At 69.9% G+C, this 16,899-nt stretch carries 14 protein-coding genes; 3 read left to right on the top strand and 11 right to left on the bottom strand.

Annotated elements, in window-relative coordinates; translation table 11 throughout:
- Positions 1-136: 136 nt before the first annotated feature.
- Positions 137-745, top strand: coding sequence for a vitamin K epoxide reductase family protein (locus tag ACTJJ4_RS00955; RefSeq protein WP_440941640.1), 609 nt, complete (start codon positions 137-139; stop codon positions 743-745).
- A 60-nt stretch (positions 746-805) separates the two neighbouring features.
- Here ACTJJ4_RS00955 and ndk read toward each other — a convergent pair whose 3' ends face one another.
- From ndk to ACTJJ4_RS00920, 7 genes are all read right to left on the bottom strand, one after another.
- Entirely contained in the window at positions 806-1,222 is a 417-nt protein-coding gene (ndk, locus tag ACTJJ4_RS00950) for a nucleoside-diphosphate kinase (RefSeq protein ID WP_285630287.1), read from the bottom strand.
- Between the two features lies 1 nt (position 1,223).
- Positions 1,224-1,634: a DUF4233 domain-containing protein gene (locus ACTJJ4_RS00945; RefSeq protein ID WP_440941639.1), complete on the bottom strand. Its 411-nt coding sequence runs from the start codon at positions 1,632-1,634 to the stop codon at positions 1,224-1,226.
- Positions 1,631-2,983 (bottom strand): bifunctional folylpolyglutamate synthase/dihydrofolate synthase, encoded by a 1,353-nt coding sequence (locus ACTJJ4_RS00940; protein ID WP_440941638.1) that lies wholly within the window; start codon positions 2,981-2,983, stop codon positions 1,631-1,633. Before ACTJJ4_RS00940 ends, ACTJJ4_RS00945 begins: the two co-directional genes overlap by 4 nt.
- Positions 2,980-6,306 (bottom strand): isoleucine--tRNA ligase, encoded by a 3,327-nt coding sequence (gene ileS / locus ACTJJ4_RS00935; RefSeq protein ID WP_440941637.1) that lies wholly within the window; start codon positions 6,304-6,306, stop codon positions 2,980-2,982. Before ileS ends, ACTJJ4_RS00940 begins: the two co-directional genes overlap by 4 nt.
- A gap of 340 nt (positions 6,307-6,646) precedes the next feature.
- A complete protein-coding gene (locus ACTJJ4_RS00930; protein ID WP_440941636.1) occupies positions 6,647-7,315 on the bottom strand; it encodes an endonuclease domain-containing protein in 669 nt (222 codons plus the stop codon).
- A 379-nt stretch (positions 7,316-7,694) separates the two neighbouring features.
- Positions 7,695-8,381, bottom strand: coding sequence for a hypothetical protein (locus ACTJJ4_RS00925; protein WP_440941635.1), 687 nt, complete (start codon positions 8,379-8,381; stop codon positions 7,695-7,697).
- The gene (locus ACTJJ4_RS00920; RefSeq protein ID WP_292698391.1) at positions 8,378-8,530 is read right to left on the bottom strand and encodes a CopG family transcriptional regulator; all 153 of its coding nucleotides are present in this window, start codon (positions 8,528-8,530) and stop codon (positions 8,378-8,380) included. The genes ACTJJ4_RS00925 and ACTJJ4_RS00920 overlap by 4 nt, the downstream gene beginning before the upstream one ends.
- A gap of 67 nt (positions 8,531-8,597) precedes the next feature.
- On the opposite strand from ACTJJ4_RS00920, the gene ACTJJ4_RS00915 reads away from it, so the two are divergent.
- The gene (locus tag ACTJJ4_RS00915; RefSeq protein WP_440941634.1) at positions 8,598-9,248 is read left to right on the top strand and encodes a pentapeptide repeat-containing protein; all 651 of its coding nucleotides are present in this window, start codon (positions 8,598-8,600) and stop codon (positions 9,246-9,248) included.
- 26 nt (positions 9,249-9,274) lie between these two features.
- On the opposite strand, the gene ACTJJ4_RS00910 is transcribed toward ACTJJ4_RS00915, so the two are convergent.
- The 4 genes from ACTJJ4_RS00910 to ACTJJ4_RS00895 are packed head-to-tail and all read right to left on the bottom strand — an operon-like array spanning position 9,275 to position 14,160.
- Positions 9,275-10,753 carry an ATP-binding cassette domain-containing protein gene (locus ACTJJ4_RS00910; protein WP_440941633.1) on the bottom strand — a complete coding sequence of 493 codons (1,479 nt, stop codon included), beginning with the start codon at positions 10,751-10,753 and terminating at the stop codon, positions 9,275-9,277.
- Positions 10,750-11,553, bottom strand: a complete 804-nt coding sequence (locus ACTJJ4_RS00905) for an ABC transporter permease (RefSeq protein ID WP_440941632.1) — start codon at positions 11,551-11,553, stop codon at positions 10,750-10,752. The genes ACTJJ4_RS00910 and ACTJJ4_RS00905 overlap by 4 nt, the downstream gene beginning before the upstream one ends.
- Positions 11,550-12,512, bottom strand: coding sequence for an ABC transporter permease (locus ACTJJ4_RS00900; protein ID WP_440941631.1), 963 nt, complete (start codon positions 12,510-12,512; stop codon positions 11,550-11,552). The genes ACTJJ4_RS00905 and ACTJJ4_RS00900 overlap by 4 nt, the downstream gene beginning before the upstream one ends.
- Positions 12,513-12,525: 13 nt before the next feature.
- A complete protein-coding gene (locus ACTJJ4_RS00895) occupies positions 12,526-14,160 on the bottom strand; it encodes an ABC transporter substrate-binding protein (protein WP_440941630.1) in 1,635 nt (544 codons plus the stop codon).
- A 165-nt stretch (positions 14,161-14,325) separates the two neighbouring features.
- Here ACTJJ4_RS00895 and valS point away from each other — a divergent pair, with 165 nt between their 5' ends.
- Positions 14,326-16,899, top strand: a complete 2,574-nt coding sequence (valS, locus tag ACTJJ4_RS00890) for a valine--tRNA ligase (protein ID WP_440941629.1) — start codon at positions 14,326-14,328, stop codon at positions 16,897-16,899.

Here is a 16,899-nt window from a genome sequence, read left to right as displayed (position 1 = left end):
TCGATGCGGCCGTGACTTCTCACGACGACACCTGTGACCATTATCGCATCCCGATCGTTCGACGGTGTCATCCGAGCGTGCGACGCGCGTCATGTCCTCACCCGAACCGCATAGCGAACGCTGGGATAATCCCGATATGACCGCACAGCGCACACGGCACATCGGGTACGGCATCTGGCTCATCATCGCGAGCGTGGTGGGCTGGTGGGCCGCCTTCCAGCTCACGATGGACAAGTTCATCAGTCTGGAGAACCCGAAGGCCGAGCTGGGCTGCAATCTGAGCTTCTTCGTGCAGTGCGGCGCGAATCTCGAGTCCTGGCAGGGCTCGGTCTTCGGCTTCCCGAACCCGATCATCGGCCTCACCGGCTGGATGGCCGTGCTCGTCATGGGCGTCGCCGTCGTCGCGGGAGTGCGGTTCCCGCGCTGGTTCTGGGGCCTGTTCGGACTCGGCATCACCGCCGCGTTCGCATTCATCGCCTGGCTCATCTGGCAGACGTTCTTCTCGCTGCACACGCTCTGCCCCTGGTGCGGTCTGACCTACCTCGTGATGATTCCGACCTTCCTCACTACGGTCGTGCACCTCGGCCGGAACGGGACCCTGTCGAAGAAGAAGTCCGTGCAGGAGGCCTTCGGTCGTCTGATGGCGTGGACGCCGCTCGCCTCGATCCTGTGCTTCGCGGTCATCGTGGCGATGTCGTACATGGCAGGTGGAGATCTGATCGGCGAGCTCCTGCGCCTCTTCTGATCCTGCGTCAATGAAAGAGGGACGCCCCGTCGGGGCGTCCCTCTTCCGTCTGCTCGGGGTTCAGCTGAACCAGATGCCGAGTTCACGAGCGGCCGACTCGGGGCTGTCCGAGCCGTGCACGAGGTTCTGCTGCACCTTCAGACCCCAGTCGCGGCCGAAGTCGCCACGGATGGTGCCGGGCGCGGCCGTGGTCGGGTCGGTGGTGCCGGCGAGGGAGCGGAAGCCCTCGATGACGCGGTTGCCGGCCAGGCGGATCGCCACGGACGGGCCGGACATCATGAACTCGAGGAGCGGCTCGTAGAACGGCTTGCCCTCGTGCTCGGCGTAGTGCGCCGCCAGCAGGTCGCGGTCGGGCTCGACCAGGCGGATGTCGACGAGCGCGTAGCCCTTCGCCTCGATGCGGGCGAGGATCGTGCCGGTCAGGCCGCGGGCGACGCCGTCGGGCTTGACGAGGACGAGGGTTTCTTCAGTGGCCATGTCATTCGCTCTCTGTGTGAGTCTCGGGCTGTGCGTGGGTGTCCGCCTGTCTGCGGTCCATCCGGGCCCCCACGATCGTCGCATATCCCCACATGCCGCCGAAAATCAGCGCGACGAGCGCGATGGCGGGGACGAGCAGGGCGGATGCCAGGACGAGCGCCTGCAGCACCCACCCGATCGCGATCGCGCCCGGGCGGGCGATCGCGCCGGACAGGGCGATCATCGCGACGGCGAGCACGATGCCGCCGACGATGCCCCACCAGGACGGGATCCCCTGCGGCAGCACGTTCAGTCCGTACACCGTCAGGCCGGCGAGGAAGACGACGATCGCCTCGAAGCCCAGCACGATCGCGCCCAGCTTCTGTGCGAGGGTGCGCGGAGTCCTGGAACGGGGCGCGCGCGAGGCCGTCATCCGCGCCATCCGCTCTTCCAGTCCTCCTCCTCGGAGAGCAGCAGTGCCTCGCCGGCGAGCACGATCGACCCGGCGATCACGACGGCGCGCCGCTCGGAGGCCGACGCCCACTCGCGCGCGGCGTCGACGGCCTCGGCGAGCGTGGGGTGCACGCTCGCGCGGCGGCCGCGCTCCTCGACCAGGTCGGCGATGGCATCCGCCTCCTCGGCGCGCTCGGAGTCGGGCGAGGTCGCGAACACCTCGGTGACGGCAGGCAGCAGGGTGTCGACGATGCCTGCGGTGTCCTTGTCGGCGAAGACGCCCAGCACCAGCCCCCACTCGTCGAAGTCGAAGCTGTCGTCCAGGGCGCGCGCCAGCGACGCCGCGCCGTGCGGGTTGTGCGCGGCATCCACGACCACGGTGGGCGCGATGCCGGCCAGTTGCAGGCGGCCCGGAGAGGTGGCGTTCTGCAGCCCGTCGGTGATGATCTCACCGGCGATGCGCTGCGAGCCGCCGCCGATCAGCGATTCCACCGCGACGACGGCGAGGGCCGCGTTGTGTCCCTGGTGCGCGCCGTACAGCGGCAGGTACTCGTCGGCGTACTCGCCTGCGAGCCCGCGGATGCTGATCATCTGTCCGCCCACGGCGAGCTTCTGCGCCGACAGGCCGAAGTCCTCGCCCTCGAACGCGATGGTCGCGCCCTTCTCTGCGGCGACCCGGCGCAGCACAGCCTCGGCCTCGGGCTTCTGCTCCGCGGAGACGACGGCTGCGCCGTCCTTGATGATCCCGGCCTTGACCTCGGCGATCTTCTCGATGGTGTCGCCCAGCCGGTCGGCGTGGTCCATGTCGATCGGGGCGAACACCGCCACGTCGCCGTCCGCGGTGTTGGTGGAGTCCCACGAACCGCCCATGCCGACCTCGAGCACGAGCACGTCGACCGGGGCATCCGCCGCCGCCACGAAGGCGAGCACCGTGAGCAGTTCGAAGAAGGTCAGCGAGGCGTCCCCGGCGGCCTCGAGCTCGGCGTCGACGATGCCGACGAAAGGCTCGATCTCATCCCACGCGTCGGCCACAGCGGCATCCGCGATCGGCTCGCCGTCGATCATGATGCGCTCCGTGAAGCGCTTCAGGTGCGGGCTGGTGAAGAGACCGGTGCGCAGTCCGTGGGCGCGCAGCAGGCTCTCGATCATCCGCGCGGTCGAGGTCTTCCCGTTCGTGCCGGTGATGTGCACGACGCGGTAGGTGCGCTGCGGGTCGTCGAGCAGGGTGAGGATGCGGGCGACCCGCTCCTTGCGGGGCTGCACCCAGCGCTCCCCCGCACGCTCCAGCAGCTTCTCGTAGACGGCGTCCGCCCTCTGCACGTCGCTCACTGCGCTGCTCCCGTCCGGGCGACGGCGACCGTGAAGTCGCCGCCGTTGGCGTAGGTGCCCTTGCCGATGACGTTCTCGAACTCGCTGTCCGCGAGCGCGTCGTCCGCACGCAGCAGGCTGTGCTCGACGGCCAGGGTCTCGCCCGCGACGTCCGCCAGCGCGAACGCCGACTCCACGGCATCCGCATCCGCGGCATCCGCGAAGCGCAGCTGCAGGCGGATCCGGTCGCTGACGTCGAAGCCGGCCTTCTTGCGGGTGTCCTGCACGGCGCGGATCACGTCGCGGGCCAGGCCCTCGGCCTCCAGCTCCGGCGTGGTCGCGGTGTCGAGCAGCACGAACCCGCCCGTGGGCAGCACGGCGAGCGCCTCACCCTCCGGTCGCCCGGTGGTCTCCAGCACGAGTTCGTACTCGTGCGGCTCCAGGGCGATGCCGTCGGCGGTCACGACGCCGGCGTCCTCGGTCCAGAAGCCCTCCTTCGCGGCGCGGATGACCTTCTGCACGTCCTTGCCCAGTCGGGGGCCGGCGGCACGGGCGTTGACGCTCAGTCGGTGGCTGATGCCGTACTCGCGCGCCGTGTCCTCGCCGAGCTTCACCAGCTCCACCGTCTTGACGTTGAGCTCCTCGCGGAGGATGCCCTCGAACTGCGCGAGATCGTCGGCGAGCGGCGAGACGACCGTGAGGCGGGCGAGCGGCAGCCGCACGCGCAGCTTCTCCTTCTTGCGCAGGGCGTTGCCCACGCTGGAAAGCTCGCGCACGGCGTCCATGGCATCGCGCACGTCATCCGCGGCGGGGAACGCGTCGGCATCCGGCCAGTCCGTCAGGTGCACGCTGCGCCCGCCGGTCAGTCCCTGCCAGATGCGCTCGCTGATCAGCGGCACGAGCGGCGCCGCGACCCGGGTGAGAGTCTCGAGCACCGTGTAGAGCGTGTCGAACGCCTCGGTGGCGGTCCCCTCCCAGAAGCGGTCGCGGGAGCGGCGGATGTACCAGTTCGTCAGCACCTCGGCGAAGTCGCGCAGGCGAGCGGATGCCGTGGTCGAGTCGAGGCCCTCCAGGTCGGCGCGCACATCGCGGACGAGGTCGCCGAGCCGCGCCAGGATGTAACGGTCGAGCACGTCGGTGGAATCGGTGCGCCAGGTCGCCTCGTAGCCGCCTTCCTTCGCGGCGTTCGCGTAGGTGGCGAAGAAGTACCAGGAGTTCCACAGCGGCAGCAGGAACTCGCGAACTCCGGCGCGGATGCCCTCCTCCGTGACCGCGAGGTTCCCGCCGCGCAGCACCGAGCTGGACATCAGGAACCAGCGCATGGCATCCGAGCCGTCCCGGTCCAGCACCTCGCTGACGTCGGGATAGTTGCGCAGCGACTTCGACATCTTGTAGCCGTCGGAGCCGAGCACGATGCCGTGGCAGCTGACCCCGGTGAACGCCGGACGGTCGAACAGGGCGGTGGAGAGCACGTGCATCACGTAGAACCAGCCGCGGGTCTGCCCGATGTACTCCACGATGAAGTCGGCGGGGGCGTGCGAGTCGAACCACTCCTGGTTCTCGAACGGGTAGTGCACCTGCGCGTAGGGCATCGAACCGGAGTCGAACCACACGTCGAAGACGTCCTCGATGCGGCGCATCGTGGACTTTCCGGTGGGGTCGTCGGGGTTTGGCCGCGTCAGGTCGTCGATGTACGGCCGGTGAAGGTCGACCTCGCCGTCCTCGTTGTGCGGGAGCGTGCCGAAGTCGCGCTCGAGCTCCTCCAGCGAGCCGTAGGCGTCCACCCGGGGGTAGGTCGGGTCATCGCTCTTCCAGATCGGGATCGGCGAGCCCCAGTAGCGGTTGCGGCTGATCGACCAGTCACGCGCGCCCTCGAGCCACTTGCCGAACTGGCCGTGCTTGACGTTCTCGGGCACCCAGGTGATCTGCTCGTTGTTCGCGAGCATCCGATCCTTGATGTCGGTCACGCGGATGAACCAGCTCGAGACCGCCTTGTAGATCAGGGGGTTCCGGCAGCGCCAGCAGTGCGGGTAGGAGTGCACGTAGCTCTGCTCGCGCAGCATCCGCCCCGCGGCGCGCAGCAGGCGGATCAGGGGCGTGTTGGCCTCCATCCAGAGCACGCCGGCGACATCGGTGACGTTCGGCAGGAACTTGCCGCCATCGTCCAGCGAGAGGATGGTCGGGATGCCCGCGGCGTTGGAGACGCGCTGGTCGTCCTCACCGTAGGCCGGCGCCTGGTGCACGATGCCGGTGCCGTCGGTGGTGGTGACGTAGTCGTCGACGAGGATGCGCCAGGCCTTCTCGGTACCCCAGGTCTCGGCGTCCGCGTAGTAGTCGAACAGTCGGTCGTAGGTGACGTCCTCGAGCTCCTTGCCGAGCACGGACCGGTCGGCCGCGGCGAGCGCCTCCTCGGCCGACTCGTAGCCGAGGTCCTTGGCGTAGCCGCCCAGCAGGTCGCGGGCCAGCAGGTAGCGGTGCGCGGCGGTCTCGGCGGGGTCGTCCCCCGTCACGACGTCGGCGGCGCCGTTCGGGCCGGCGGGGAGCACGACGTACTCGATGTCGGGGCCCACGACGAGGGCCAGGTTCGTCGGCAGGGTCCACGGGGTCGTCGTCCAGGCGAGGGCGCGCACCGCGGTGAGGCCGAGCGACTCGGCCTTGGCGCCCGTGAGCGGGAACGTGACGGTGACGGAGGGGTCCTGCCGGTCCTGGTACACGTCGTCGTCCATGCGCAGCTCGTGGTTGGACAGCGGCGTCTCGTCGCGCCAGCAGTACGGCAGCACGCGGTAGCCCTCGTAGGCGAGGCCCTTGTCGTAGAGCGTCTTGAACGCCCAGAGCACGCTCTCCATGTACCCGAGATCGAGCGTCTTGTAGCCGCGCTCGAAGTCGACCCAGCGGGCCTGACGGGTCACGTAGTCCTGCCATTCGCGCGTGTACGCGAGCACGGAGTCGCGCGCCTTCCCGTTGAAGACGCCGATGCCCATGTCCTCGATCTCGCTCTTCTCGGTGAGCCCGAGCTGCTTCATCGCCTCGAGCTCGGCGGGCAGGCCGTGCGTGTCCCACCCGAACACGCGGTCGACCTTCTTGCCGAGCATGGTCTGGAAGCGCGGGAAGAGGTCCTTGGCGTACCCGGTGAGCAGATGGCCGTAGTGCGGCAGGCCGTTCGCGAAGGGAGGACCGTCGTAGAAGACCCACTCGTCGGCGCCCTCGCGCTGCGCGATGGAGGCGCGGAAGGTGTCATCCGTCTTCCAGAAGTCGAGGACCTCGGTCTCGATCTCGGGGAAGCGCGGGCTCGGAGTGACGGCGGCCGGGCCGAAGGCCGTGCCTGAGGTGCGCGGATAGGTCATCGTGTCTCGCAGTGGTCGTGGGCGGATGCTGCTGCCGGGACGACCCGTGCTGCGACGGACCGCGGTACCACCCGACGTGCTTCTCGCGAAGCCACTCTCACTGCGGCGATGACGGGCCTGCCCCGCTCGGTTCTAGTGACCCCGCCGAGGCGGGACGTTCTTCCGAGAGCTCCCCGGTGATGGCCGGATCAGTGCTTGTCCGGCCATTCTACGCGCATCCGGTCAGGCTTCTGCCCCGATCGGAGCGAGCGCTTCGCGCGGGAATGTGCACCTCCTGCGGACAGATCCCGGAAATTCGTCCGCACGAAGCGCACATCTCCGCGCGAAGCGCACGGCAAAGTCAGGCGGCGAGGTGCAGTCCCTGCGCGACTGCACGCATGATGAGGTCCTGAACGGCCGGCCAGTCGAACATCACCTGCGTGTAGGACACCCGGATGACGTGATACCCGAGGAGCTTCAGCTCAGCGTCGTGCTTGATGTCCTCGGAGCGCTGCGCGCCGACATGATGCTTCCCGTCGATCTGCAGAACGAGCCGCGCGCCGATCAGGGCATCAACCCGATGACCGTGGATCCACGTCTGGATGCGCAGCGGCATACGCAGCCAGCGCAATCTCGTCCGCAGGTAGGTCTCGAGTCCGGCATCCGCGAACGGCGATGCCTCCGCCAGCACCCGACGTGCCGCGGGGCGCAACGGGAGACGTGACATGGCCGCCATCTCCACCAGGCCTTTGTTGAACGCCGAATCCCACGTGGCGAGAGCCTGCTCGAATGGCTCGCATTCGGCGATGTACGCGAGCACGTTCTCGATCGGATCGATGAGCGCGTCGGGATCGCGAGGGATCAGCGGCGCACCCCAATGCACCTTGGCTCGGACCGGCACGCGACCGCCCCGGGCCACCGGAACCGCGACATGCGGTTCACCCTGCGGATCATGGAGCCAGATGTCGTAGTGCTGCGCGGCGGTGCGGCAGGTCAGGACAAGGCCGAATGTCATCGCGTCGTGCAGCATCCGGGGCGTGCTCCTCACCGCGATCCAGCCGCGGCGCGGTCGAGTGAGCAGACCGCCTGCGACTGCGGCATCCACCGTGCGACGGCCGAAACCGCGCTCGGTCACCCGTGCTGTGCGCGCGTAGCCGCCGCAGTCGGAGATGAAGTCGACGAGGGCCGAGATCCGGGGAGCCATGACGACATGGTGCTTGACCCTGACGCGACCCGCACTCGGAATCCAGCGAATGTGGACGAATCGACCTGGAGGTCCGACTGTGCAGGCGAAATGGCCCTCATCGGCGCGAGCGCTTCGCGCGGGAATGTGCACCTCCCGCGGACAGATCCCGGAAATACGTCCGCACGAAGCGCACATCTCCGCGCGGAGCGCACGGCGAGGACGGTCAGGCTTCGCGGTGGTAGCCGTACAGGTCGGTCTGGACGCCGTTGATCCAGACGTCCGGTTCCGCGATGCGGACGGTGCGGGCGTACGCCTCGTCGACGACGGATGCCTCGAACCCGGCGTCCCTCAGCCGTGCGGCGAGCGCGTCGAGGTCGCCGTCGGCGAGGAAGCCCAGGCCGACCGCGGGCTCGGATGCCTCGTGGACTCCCACGGATCCGCCGCCGGCCGCGTGCAGCTCCGCCCAGCCGCCCCGGTCGGCCACGATGTCCGGGCGAAGTCCGAGCGCCTCCAGGACGCCGCGGGCCTCGGCGACGTCCTCCTGGAACAGGATCGGCTGCACCGCGATCGGGCCGGCGGTCGCACGGGCGCCTGCCGAGACGCTGATGCCGAGACCGGACGCAAAGCGCACGAGCAGCATGTCCCCGACGCCCTCCAGCGCGGTGCGGGTGACGTCGCGCCCGGCGAGCGCCTGCTGCACGGCGTCGAGGTCGTCGACCAGCAGGTGCAGATCCACGGTGCCGTCCGCGTGACCGTCGATCTCGCGATGCACGGCGAGCACGCCTCCCCTGTCGAACTCGGCCCAGTCGGCCTCCGGAGGGTAGGGTGCGACGAACCCGAGGACCTCGGCGAGGGCGTGCCAGCGCTCCGGGTGCCGGGCGTAGACGATCTGCTGCACGGTCGTCGTCACGATCCCGCCCCCTCCAGGTACTGCCGCAGCGCGCGCTCGACCAGCGCCGAGAGGCTGGATTCCTCGTCGATGGCCCGGTGCTTGACCGCGCGGACGACGTCGGGCGGCAGATAGACGTTGAACTGCACCTTCGCGTCACTTGACTGCATGCTAGCAACATAGCCGGAGCAGCAACAGGTCGGCAAGCCGTCGGTGCCCTCGCCTAGAGTCGAGCGCATGGCCCGCCGCAGTGAGGATCTCCGTCCGCCCCTCGTGTCCGCACCCGATCTGCCCGATCACCTGGCCCCCGCGCCGCCCCGCCGGAGCGCGGACCTGATCGCCGCGCTCATCGAGCTGGACGACGACGCAGACCTGGCGCACTCCTCCCTGGAGCAGTGCGTGCTCACCGGCAGCGCCGACTCCCTCGACCTGCGCGGCGCCACTCTCATGGATGTCGAGATGCGGGATCTGCGCGTCGCCGATCTTCCCGCACGTGCGGCCAGCCTGCGGCGGGTCCGCATCTCCGGCGGCCGGATCGGCACCCTCGACCTGACCGACACCCGCATCCACGAGCTCGAACTGCACGGCGTGCGCATCGACTACCTGACGCTCTCAGCCACGAAGGCCGTGGACGTGCGCATCGACGGATGCCGGATCACCGCGCTCGATCTGCCCGGCGCCACGCTCACCCGCGTCGCCTTCGACGACACGCATGCCGACGAGGTCGACTCCCGCGGGCTGCAGGCCTCGCACGTGGACCTCCGTGGTCTGGACGCGCTCTCGTTCCTCGACGTCGGCTCGCTGCGCGGCACGACCCTCAGCGTCCGGCAGGTGGAGCTGCTGGCGCCCGCGTTCGCGGCGTCCGCCGGGATCTCGGTGCGGGACTGACGCGACCCCGATCGCGTTCCGCGGGATCAGCGCCCTGCGGCGAGCAGTTCCCGGGTGAACGGATGCCGGGGGTCGGCGAACACGTCGGCCACCGCGCCCTGCTCCACGACCACCCCGTCCTGCATGACCAGCACGTCGTCGCTGACCGCGGCGACGACCGCGAGGTCGTGCGAGACGAACACCATCGTGAGCGCGCGTTCCCGCTGCAGGCTGCTGAGCAGGCCGAGCACACGCTGTCGCACCGTCGGATCCAGGGCCGAGACGGGCTCGTCGAGGACCAGCACCTGCGGGTCGGCGGCGAGCGCGCGGGCGATCGCGGCGCGCTGGCGCTGACCGCCCGAGAGCTCATGGGGGCGACGGCGTGCAAGCGAGCCGTCCAGGCCGACTTCCGCGAGCAGCTCGAGCGCCCGCTTCGTGCGGAGCGCGCGTGGCGCACCGGCTGCCTGCAGGGCCTCGCGCAGCGAGCGGCCGATCGTCCATCGCGGATCGAACGCACCGAGCGGATTCTGGTGCACCAGCTGCACCCGCTGCGGCGAGACCCATTCGAGTGCGCCGGAATCCGGATGCTGCACGCCGACGATCATGCGTGCGAGCGTCGTCTTGCCCGATCCGGACTCCCCCACCACACCCAGCGTGGTCCCTGCCCGCAGGACGAAGCTCGCCCCCACGACGGCGGGACGGTCGAACGACTTCGAGAGGTCCACGGCACGAAGCAGCGGTGCTCCCGAAGACGGCGACGCCGGTCGCGGGACCGGCGAGCTGGCCGCCACGAGCTCGCGCGCGTGATCGCTGCGGGGCGACCGCATCACCTCGTCCACCGCGCCCTGCTCGACGATGCGGCCGGCCTGCATGACGATCACTCTGTCGGCCACCCTGCGCACGGCCGCGAAGTCGTGGCTGATGAACACGACAGCGCGGCCGCTGTCCGCGATGCCGCGCAGGAGCTCCAGGATGCGGGCCTGCACCGTGGCATCCAGCGCCGTCGTCGCCTCGTCGGCGACGATCACCTCGGGATCGGCCGCGAGCGCGGATGCGATCAGCGCGCGCTGCCGGAGACCCCCGGAGAGCTCATGGGGCCGGCTGCGCACCCGGCGCTCCGCGTCGGGCATCGACACCGACTCGAGCAGCTCGAGCACACGCCCGCCGTCGGCACGCAGGCCGTGGATCTCCATCGGCTCGGCCACCTCGCGCCCGATGCGCCGGAGCGGGTCCAGCGCCGCCAGCGCGTCCTGCGAGACCAGGGCGATCCTGCGCCCGCGCAGCGACCGCCATCCGGATTCCCCCAGCCGCCCGGCATCCGTGCCGGCGACCAGCAGTCGCTCCGTCGTCGCCGACGCCCCGTCCGGGAGCAGCCCGAGCAGTGCCCGGGCGGTGAGCGACTTGCCCGCGCCAGACTCCCCGACGATCGCCACGCACTCCCCGGGCTCCACGGTGAACGAGACATCGTCCACCACGATGCGGCCGCCGAACGCGATGCGCAGCCCCTGCACGTCCACGGCGCTCATGCGGCCCGCCCTTCCATCCGCGCGCGCAGCGCCCGGCCCAGCACGGTCGCGCTGATGACGGTGAGGGTGATCGCGAGCCCCGGGAACACCGAGATCCACCAGGCCTGACCCAGCACGTTGCGGCCGCCGGCGAGCATGAGCCCCCATTCGGGCTGCGGCTCGGCGGGGCCGAGTCCCAGGAAGCTCAGGCCTGCGGCGGCGAGGATCGCCGAGCCGATGCCGATGGTGGCGAGCACGCTGAGGGAGCCCAGCACACCCGGGACGACGTGCCGGACGAACGCCCGCATCCGCCCGACCCCGAGGATCCGCGCGGCCTCGACGTGCTCGGCGACCCGCAGCGTGCGGGTCTGCGTGCGCGCCAGCCGGATGTACACCGGTACGGCCGCGATGGTCACCGCGATCGCGACGTTCGCGCCGCCCGGCCCGAGCACGGCCACGACGATCAGGGCGACCAGGAACTCCGGGAACGCCAGGAGGATGTCGGTCACGCGCATCAGCACGGCATCCGCCCACCGCGGTGCGATGCCGGAGAGCGCACCCACCGCGAGGCCGGTCACGAGCGCCAGTGCGGTGGCGAGCAGTCCGATGCCCGCCGAGCGCGCGGCGCCGTGCACGACGCGTGCGAGCACGTCCCGGCCGGACTGATCCGTGCCGAACAGGTGCGCGCCGCTGGGCGGCTGCAGCGCTGCACGGACATCCGTCTGCAGGGGGTCGTGCGTCGCGAGCAGATCGGGAGCGAATGCGGCCAGCGCGACGAGCGCGAGATACAGCCCCGCGATCCAGAGCCCGGCCGCCTTCATCGCCGCTCCCCGATCGCGGGTGCCTCGAAGCGCCCCGACGCGCCCAGGCGCGGGTCGATGAGCGGATGCAGCAGCTCCACCACCACGTTCACGATCACGAACACGAGCGCGCTGAGCATGATGATCCCGGCGACCACGGGCAGGTCTCGGTTGACGATCGCGGCCAGCGTCACGCGCCCGAGGCCGGGGCGCGCGAACACGGTCTCGACGAGCACGGCCCCGCCGAGCAGCGAGCCGACCAGGTACGCCGTGAGGGTGAGGGCGCTCGCGGCGCCGTGGCGGAGGGAGTGCCGCAGCACGAGCCGAGCCGGGGTCGCGCCGCGGGCTCGAACGGTCTCCGCGAACGGCTGCCGCTCGGCCGCATCGATCCCGTCGCGCAGGACCTGCCCTATCAGGGCCGCGACGGGAAGAGCCAGGGTGACCGCCGGCAGGACGAGCGTCGCCGGTGTCCGCGACCCCGCGACCGGGAACCAGCCGAGCGTGAACGCGAACACCGCCAGCAGCAGCAGCCCGATCCAGAACACGGGCGATGACAGCACGATCAGCTCGGCTGTCACGACCACGCCCCGCGCGACCCCGCGCCGGGCGAACAGAGCCGCCGCGAGCGCCAGCACGAGCGCGATCAGGAGCGCCAGGACGGTCAGCTGCACCGTGGGGCCGAGCTGGCGCCCGATGACCTCGGTCACCGGCATCCGCAGCTGGTACGACCGCCCGAGGTCGCCGTGCAGGAGCCCGCCGAGGTACGACAGGTACTGCACCAGCGGCGGACGATCCAGGCCCAGATCGGCGCGGATGCCGTCCTTGACCTCCTCGCTCACCTGTGCCTGCGGACCCAGCATGACCGAGACCGCGTCGCCCGGGATGATCCGGAACGCCAGGAAGGCGAGCGTCGCCGCGCCCCACAGGACGACGACGACGGATGCCAGGATCCCGGCGCTCCGGATCAGTGCGCGCGACACGTCGGAACGCGACTCAGCCGGCCAGGCTCGCGGTGTAGAACTGCGGACGCCCGTACAGGTCGTAGGTCAGGCCCTTGACGTCCTTGTCCGACGCGGTGATGAGCGACGAGACGTACAGCGGCACGATCGCGACGTGCTCGGCGTTCCACTGCTGCACTTGCTGGTAGATCTCCGCGCGGGCGGCCGGATCGGTGGTGGACAGGCCGTCCTGCAGGAGCTTGTCGACGGCCGGGTCGCTGACCTGGGATGCGTTCTGGAACCCGTCCGTGCCGAGGTGGTTGCGCAGCAGGTCGGCGTCGACGCCGGAGTAGTCCCAGTCGGTGAGGTCGTAGGTCTTCGGACCGTACTGCTCGTTGTAGGCGGCGGGCTCCAGGGTCTCGCGCACGACCTCGAAGCCGACCTTCTTCAGGTCGGACTGGATGGCGTTCGCCATGGCCGTGTGCTCGTCGGAGACCGGGGTCCAGGCGATCCAGCGCGCGGACAGGCGCTTGCCGTCCTTCGTGCGGTAGCCCTCGGCGTCGCGAGTGGTCCAGCCGGCCTCGTCGAGCAGCTGGCCCGCCTTCTCCGGGTCGAACTTCCAGGTGCCCTCGAGCGCCTTGTCGTAGCCCGGTGTGGTCGGGCCGAGGATGCTCCAGGCCCGCGGGAACTCGCCGAAGAAGATCTGCTTCACGGCGGCGTCCACGTCGATCGACAGCTCGAACGCCTGGCGCACCTTCTGGTCGGCGAAGACGCCGTACTTCTCGTTGAGGAACAGCGAGTACGGCAGGCCCGGGTACTCCTTGGCGCTGACCGTGACGCCCTTGCCCAACTGCTTCACCGTGCTCGGCGGGAGCTGGCTGGCGACCTGCGCCTCGCCGGAGCTGAGCACCCCGGCGCGGACGGAGGCCTCGGGCAGGATCTCCACGCGCAGCGTCTTGACCTTCGGTGCCTTGGCGCCGTCGGGGCCCCAGGCGTAGTCGTCGTTGCGGGTGTAGACGATCTCCTGGTCGGCCGTGTACTCGGCGAGCTTGAACGGTCCGGTGCCGATGTTCACGTCGGGGCCGCCGGCCTTGAGCTGTGCGGCCGAGTCCTTGAGGACCTTGGGCGACCAGAAGCCGAGCTGGGCGGTGCTGGCCGCCTGCAGGAACGGCGCGTAGGGAGAGGTGAAGTCCACCTCGACCGTGTGGTCGGAGATGACCTTGGTGCCCGCGTACAGCTCGCCGCCGAGCATGGCCGCCGCGGACGCGGACTCGGTCTTCGGGTCGATGATGCGGTCGAAGTTCGCCTTGACGGCCGCGGCGTCGAACGGGGTGCCGTCGGTGAAGGTCACGTCGTCACGCAGCTCGAACGTGTACGTCTTGCCGTCGTCGGAGACCTTCCAGCTCTTCGCGAGCCACGGAGAGAACGAGCCGTCGGCCTCCTGGAACACCAGGGAGTCGAGCACCTGACGCTGCACCATGGCGGAGACGTCGAGCTGGCTGGTCTGCGGGTCCATGTGGCCGTTGGAGAGGTTGGCGCCCTCGATCGCCCAGCTGAGCTCGGCGTCGGGATCTGCCGCGGCATCCGTCCCGCCGGAGGTGGCGGGTCCGGCGCAGGCGCTGAGGATGAGTGCGGATGCTGCGGCGAGAGCCGCCAGCGGAAGAAGCCGGCGCACAGGGAAGGAAGGCATTCGGGAACCTCGGGAGAGTGCGGAAAGGGTGACGTTCCATCCTATCCGCGGTTTCTTGGACCGGGTCGATCTACGTCGCACTCGCGGATGCCCGGTAGACTCGCCCCACAACCCACACTCAGGCACGCTCACACAGTGCCGCACACATCGCTCAAGGAGACCCCTATGTCCGTCATTCCCGACAAGCCCGCACTCGAGGGTCTCGAAGCGAAGTGGGGTGAGCGCTGGTCCGAGCAGGGGACGTTCCTGTTCGACCGCCTTCGTGCCGCCGAGGCCGGCCGCACCGGCGTGTACTCGATCGACACTCCCCCTCCCACGGCATCCGGCAGCCTGCACATCGGTCACGTGTTCTCGTACACGCACACCGACATCAAGGCCCGCTTCGAGCGGATGCGCGGCAAGAACGTCTTCTACCCGATGGGATGGGACGACAACGGACTGCCCACCGAGCGCCGCGTGCAGAACTACTACGGCGTGCGCTGCGATCCGTCCCTCCCCTACGACCCCGACTTCACGCCCCCGTTCGAGGGCGGCGACAACAAGTCCTCCCGCGCCGCCGACCAGCTGCCGATCAGCCGCCGCAACTTCATCGAGCTCTGCGAGAAGCTGACCATCGAGGACGAGAAGCAGTTCGAGGCCCTGTTCCGCCAGCTGGGACTCAGCGTCGACTGGACCCAGACCTACCGCACGATCTCCGACGACACGATCCGGCAGAGCCAGCTGGCGTTCCTGCGCGGGCTGGAGCGCGGCGAGGCCTATCAGTCGCTCGCCCCGACGCTCTGGGACATCGACTTCCGCTCCGCGATCGCGCAGGCCGAGCTCGAGGACCGCGAGCAGCAGGCCGCGTACCACCGCGTCGCGTTCCACAAGAGCGACGGATCGGGCGACATCCAGATCGAGACCACCCGGCCCGAGCTGCTCGCCGCCTGCGTGGCCCTGGTCGCGCACCCGGACGACGAGCGCTACCAGCCCTTCTTCGGCTCCACCGTGCGCACGCCGATCTTCGACGTCGAGGTGCCCGTGCTGGCGCACCACCTCGCGCAGCCCGACAAGGGCTCCGGCATCGCCATGATCTGCACCTTCGGTGACGTGACCGACATCATCTGGTGGCGCGAGCTGGACCTGCCCAACCGCACGATCCTCGGCAAGGACGGCCGCGTGCTGGCCGACGCACCCGAGGCGATCGTGTCGGATGCCGGCCGGGCGGCGTATGCGGAGCTCGCCGGCAAGACCGTGTTCAGCGCCCGCAAGTCGATCGTGGAGCTGCTGCAGGCGTCCGGCGACCTCATCGAGGTGGGGAAGCCCTTCAACCACGCCGTGAAGTTCTTCGAGAAGGGCGACCGCCCCCTCGAGATCGTCTCGACCCGCCAGTGGTACATCCGCAACGGCGCCCGCGACGAGAAGCTGCGCGACGACCTGCTCGAGAACGGCCGCCAGATGGCCTGGCATCCCGACTTCATGCGCGTGCGCTACGAGAACTGGGTCGGCGGCCTGACCGGCGACTGGCTGATCTCGCGTCAGCGCTTCTTCGGCGTGCCGATCCCGCTCTGGTACGGCCTCGACGAGAACGGCGAGCGCGACTACGACCGCGTGATCACCCCCTCGCACGACTCGCTGCCGATCGACCCGACCAGCGACGTGCCCTCCGGCTACACGGCGGAGCAGCGCGGCGTGCCCGGCGGCTTCGACGCCGAGCAGGACATCTTCGACACCTGGGCGACCTCCTCGCTCACCCCGCAGCTGGCCGGCGGCTGGCAGCGCGACGAGGACCTGTGGAACCTGGTCGCTCCGTTCGACCTGCGCCCGCAGGGCCAGGACATCATCCGCACCTGGCTGTTCTCCACCATGCTGCGCTCGACCCTCGAGGACCAGCGCGCACCGTGGAGCAACGCGGCGATCTCCGGCTTCATCGTGGACCCCGACCGCAAGAAGATGTCGAAGTCCAAGGGCAACGTGGTCACTCCCGCCGACATCCTCGACAAGCACGGCTCGGATGCCGTGCGCTACTGGTCGGCCTCCAGCCGCCTGGGCATGGACGCGGCGTTCGACCCGCAGAACCCGACGCAGGTCAAGATCGGCCGGCGCCTCGCGATCAAGATCCTCAACGCCGCGAAGTTCGTGCTCTCGTTCCCGGTGCCGGAGGGCGCGCAGGTCACGCACGCTCTGGACGCCTCGATGCTCGCCACCCTCGACCGGGTGGTTCGCGAGGCCACCGCGGCGTACGAGAACTACGACCAGGCCAAGGCCCTCGAGGTCACCGAGGCGTTCTTCTGGGCGTTCTGCGACGACTACCTCGAGCTCGTCAAGGAGCGCGCCTACGACCAGACCGACGTGGGCCAGGCATCCGCCGCCCTCGCGCTACGGCTCGCCCTGTCCACCCTGCTGCGCCTGCTCGCACCGATCGTGTCGTTCGCGACCGAGGAGGCGTGGAGCTGGTTCGAGGAGGGCTCGATCCACACGGCGTCCTGGCCCGAGGCACTGGACATCGAGGGCGACCCCGCCGTGCTCGCCACTGCGAGCGAGGCCCTGGTCGGCATCCGCCGGGCCAAGACCGAGGCGAAGGCCTCGCAGAAGACCCCGGTGGCGACCGCCACGATCGCGGCTCCGGCTGCGAAGATCGAGGCGCTGCGAGCGGCGGCCGACGACCTGCGCGCCGTGGGTCGGATCGCCGAGCTGGGCTTCGCCGAGGCCGAGGAGCTCGCCGTGACCGCGATCGAGCTCGCCCCGGTGGAGGCCTGA

The organism is Microbacterium sp. 22195 (assembly GCF_052056515.1).
Taxonomy (GTDB): domain Bacteria; phylum Actinomycetota; class Actinomycetes; order Actinomycetales; family Microbacteriaceae; genus Microbacterium.
The sequence above is the reverse complement of the archived record's forward strand: the minus strand, read 5'-3'. Positions and strand labels throughout refer to the sequence as shown.

What these genes read in the sequence shown, in the direction of transcription:
- ACTJJ4_RS00955 (WP_440941640.1), top strand. Translation starts at nt 137, where the DNA reads ATGACCGCACAGCGCACACGGCACATCGGGTACGGCATCTGGCTCATC.
- ndk (WP_285630287.1), bottom strand. Translation starts at nt 1,222, where the DNA reads ATGGCCACTGAAGAAACCCTCGTCCTCGTCAAGCCCGACGGCGTCGCC.
- ACTJJ4_RS00945 (WP_440941639.1), bottom strand. Translation starts at nt 1,634, where the DNA reads ATGACGGCCTCGCGCGCGCCCCGTTCCAGGACTCCGCGCACCCTCGCA.
- ileS (WP_440941637.1), bottom strand. Translation starts at nt 6,306, where the DNA reads ATGACCTATCCGCGCACCTCAGGCACGGCCTTCGGCCCGGCCGCCGTC.
- ACTJJ4_RS00930 (WP_440941636.1), bottom strand. Translation starts at nt 7,315, where the DNA reads ATGCTGCACGACGCGATGACATTCGGCCTTGTCCTGACCTGCCGCACC.
- ACTJJ4_RS00920 (WP_292698391.1), bottom strand. Translation starts at nt 8,530, where the DNA reads ATGCAGTCAAGTGACGCGAAGGTGCAGTTCAACGTCTATCTGCCGCCC.
- ACTJJ4_RS00915 (WP_440941634.1), top strand. Translation starts at nt 8,598, where the DNA reads ATGGCCCGCCGCAGTGAGGATCTCCGTCCGCCCCTCGTGTCCGCACCC.
- ACTJJ4_RS00910 (WP_440941633.1), bottom strand. Translation starts at nt 10,753, where the DNA reads ATGAGCGCCGTGGACGTGCAGGGGCTGCGCATCGCGTTCGGCGGCCGC.
- ACTJJ4_RS00905 (WP_440941632.1), bottom strand. Translation starts at nt 11,553, where the DNA reads ATGAAGGCGGCCGGGCTCTGGATCGCGGGGCTGTATCTCGCGCTCGTC.
- ACTJJ4_RS00895 (WP_440941630.1), bottom strand. Translation starts at nt 14,160, where the DNA reads ATGCCTTCCTTCCCTGTGCGCCGGCTTCTTCCGCTGGCGGCTCTCGCC.
- valS (WP_440941629.1), top strand. Translation starts at nt 14,326, where the DNA reads ATGTCCGTCATTCCCGACAAGCCCGCACTCGAGGGTCTCGAAGCGAAG.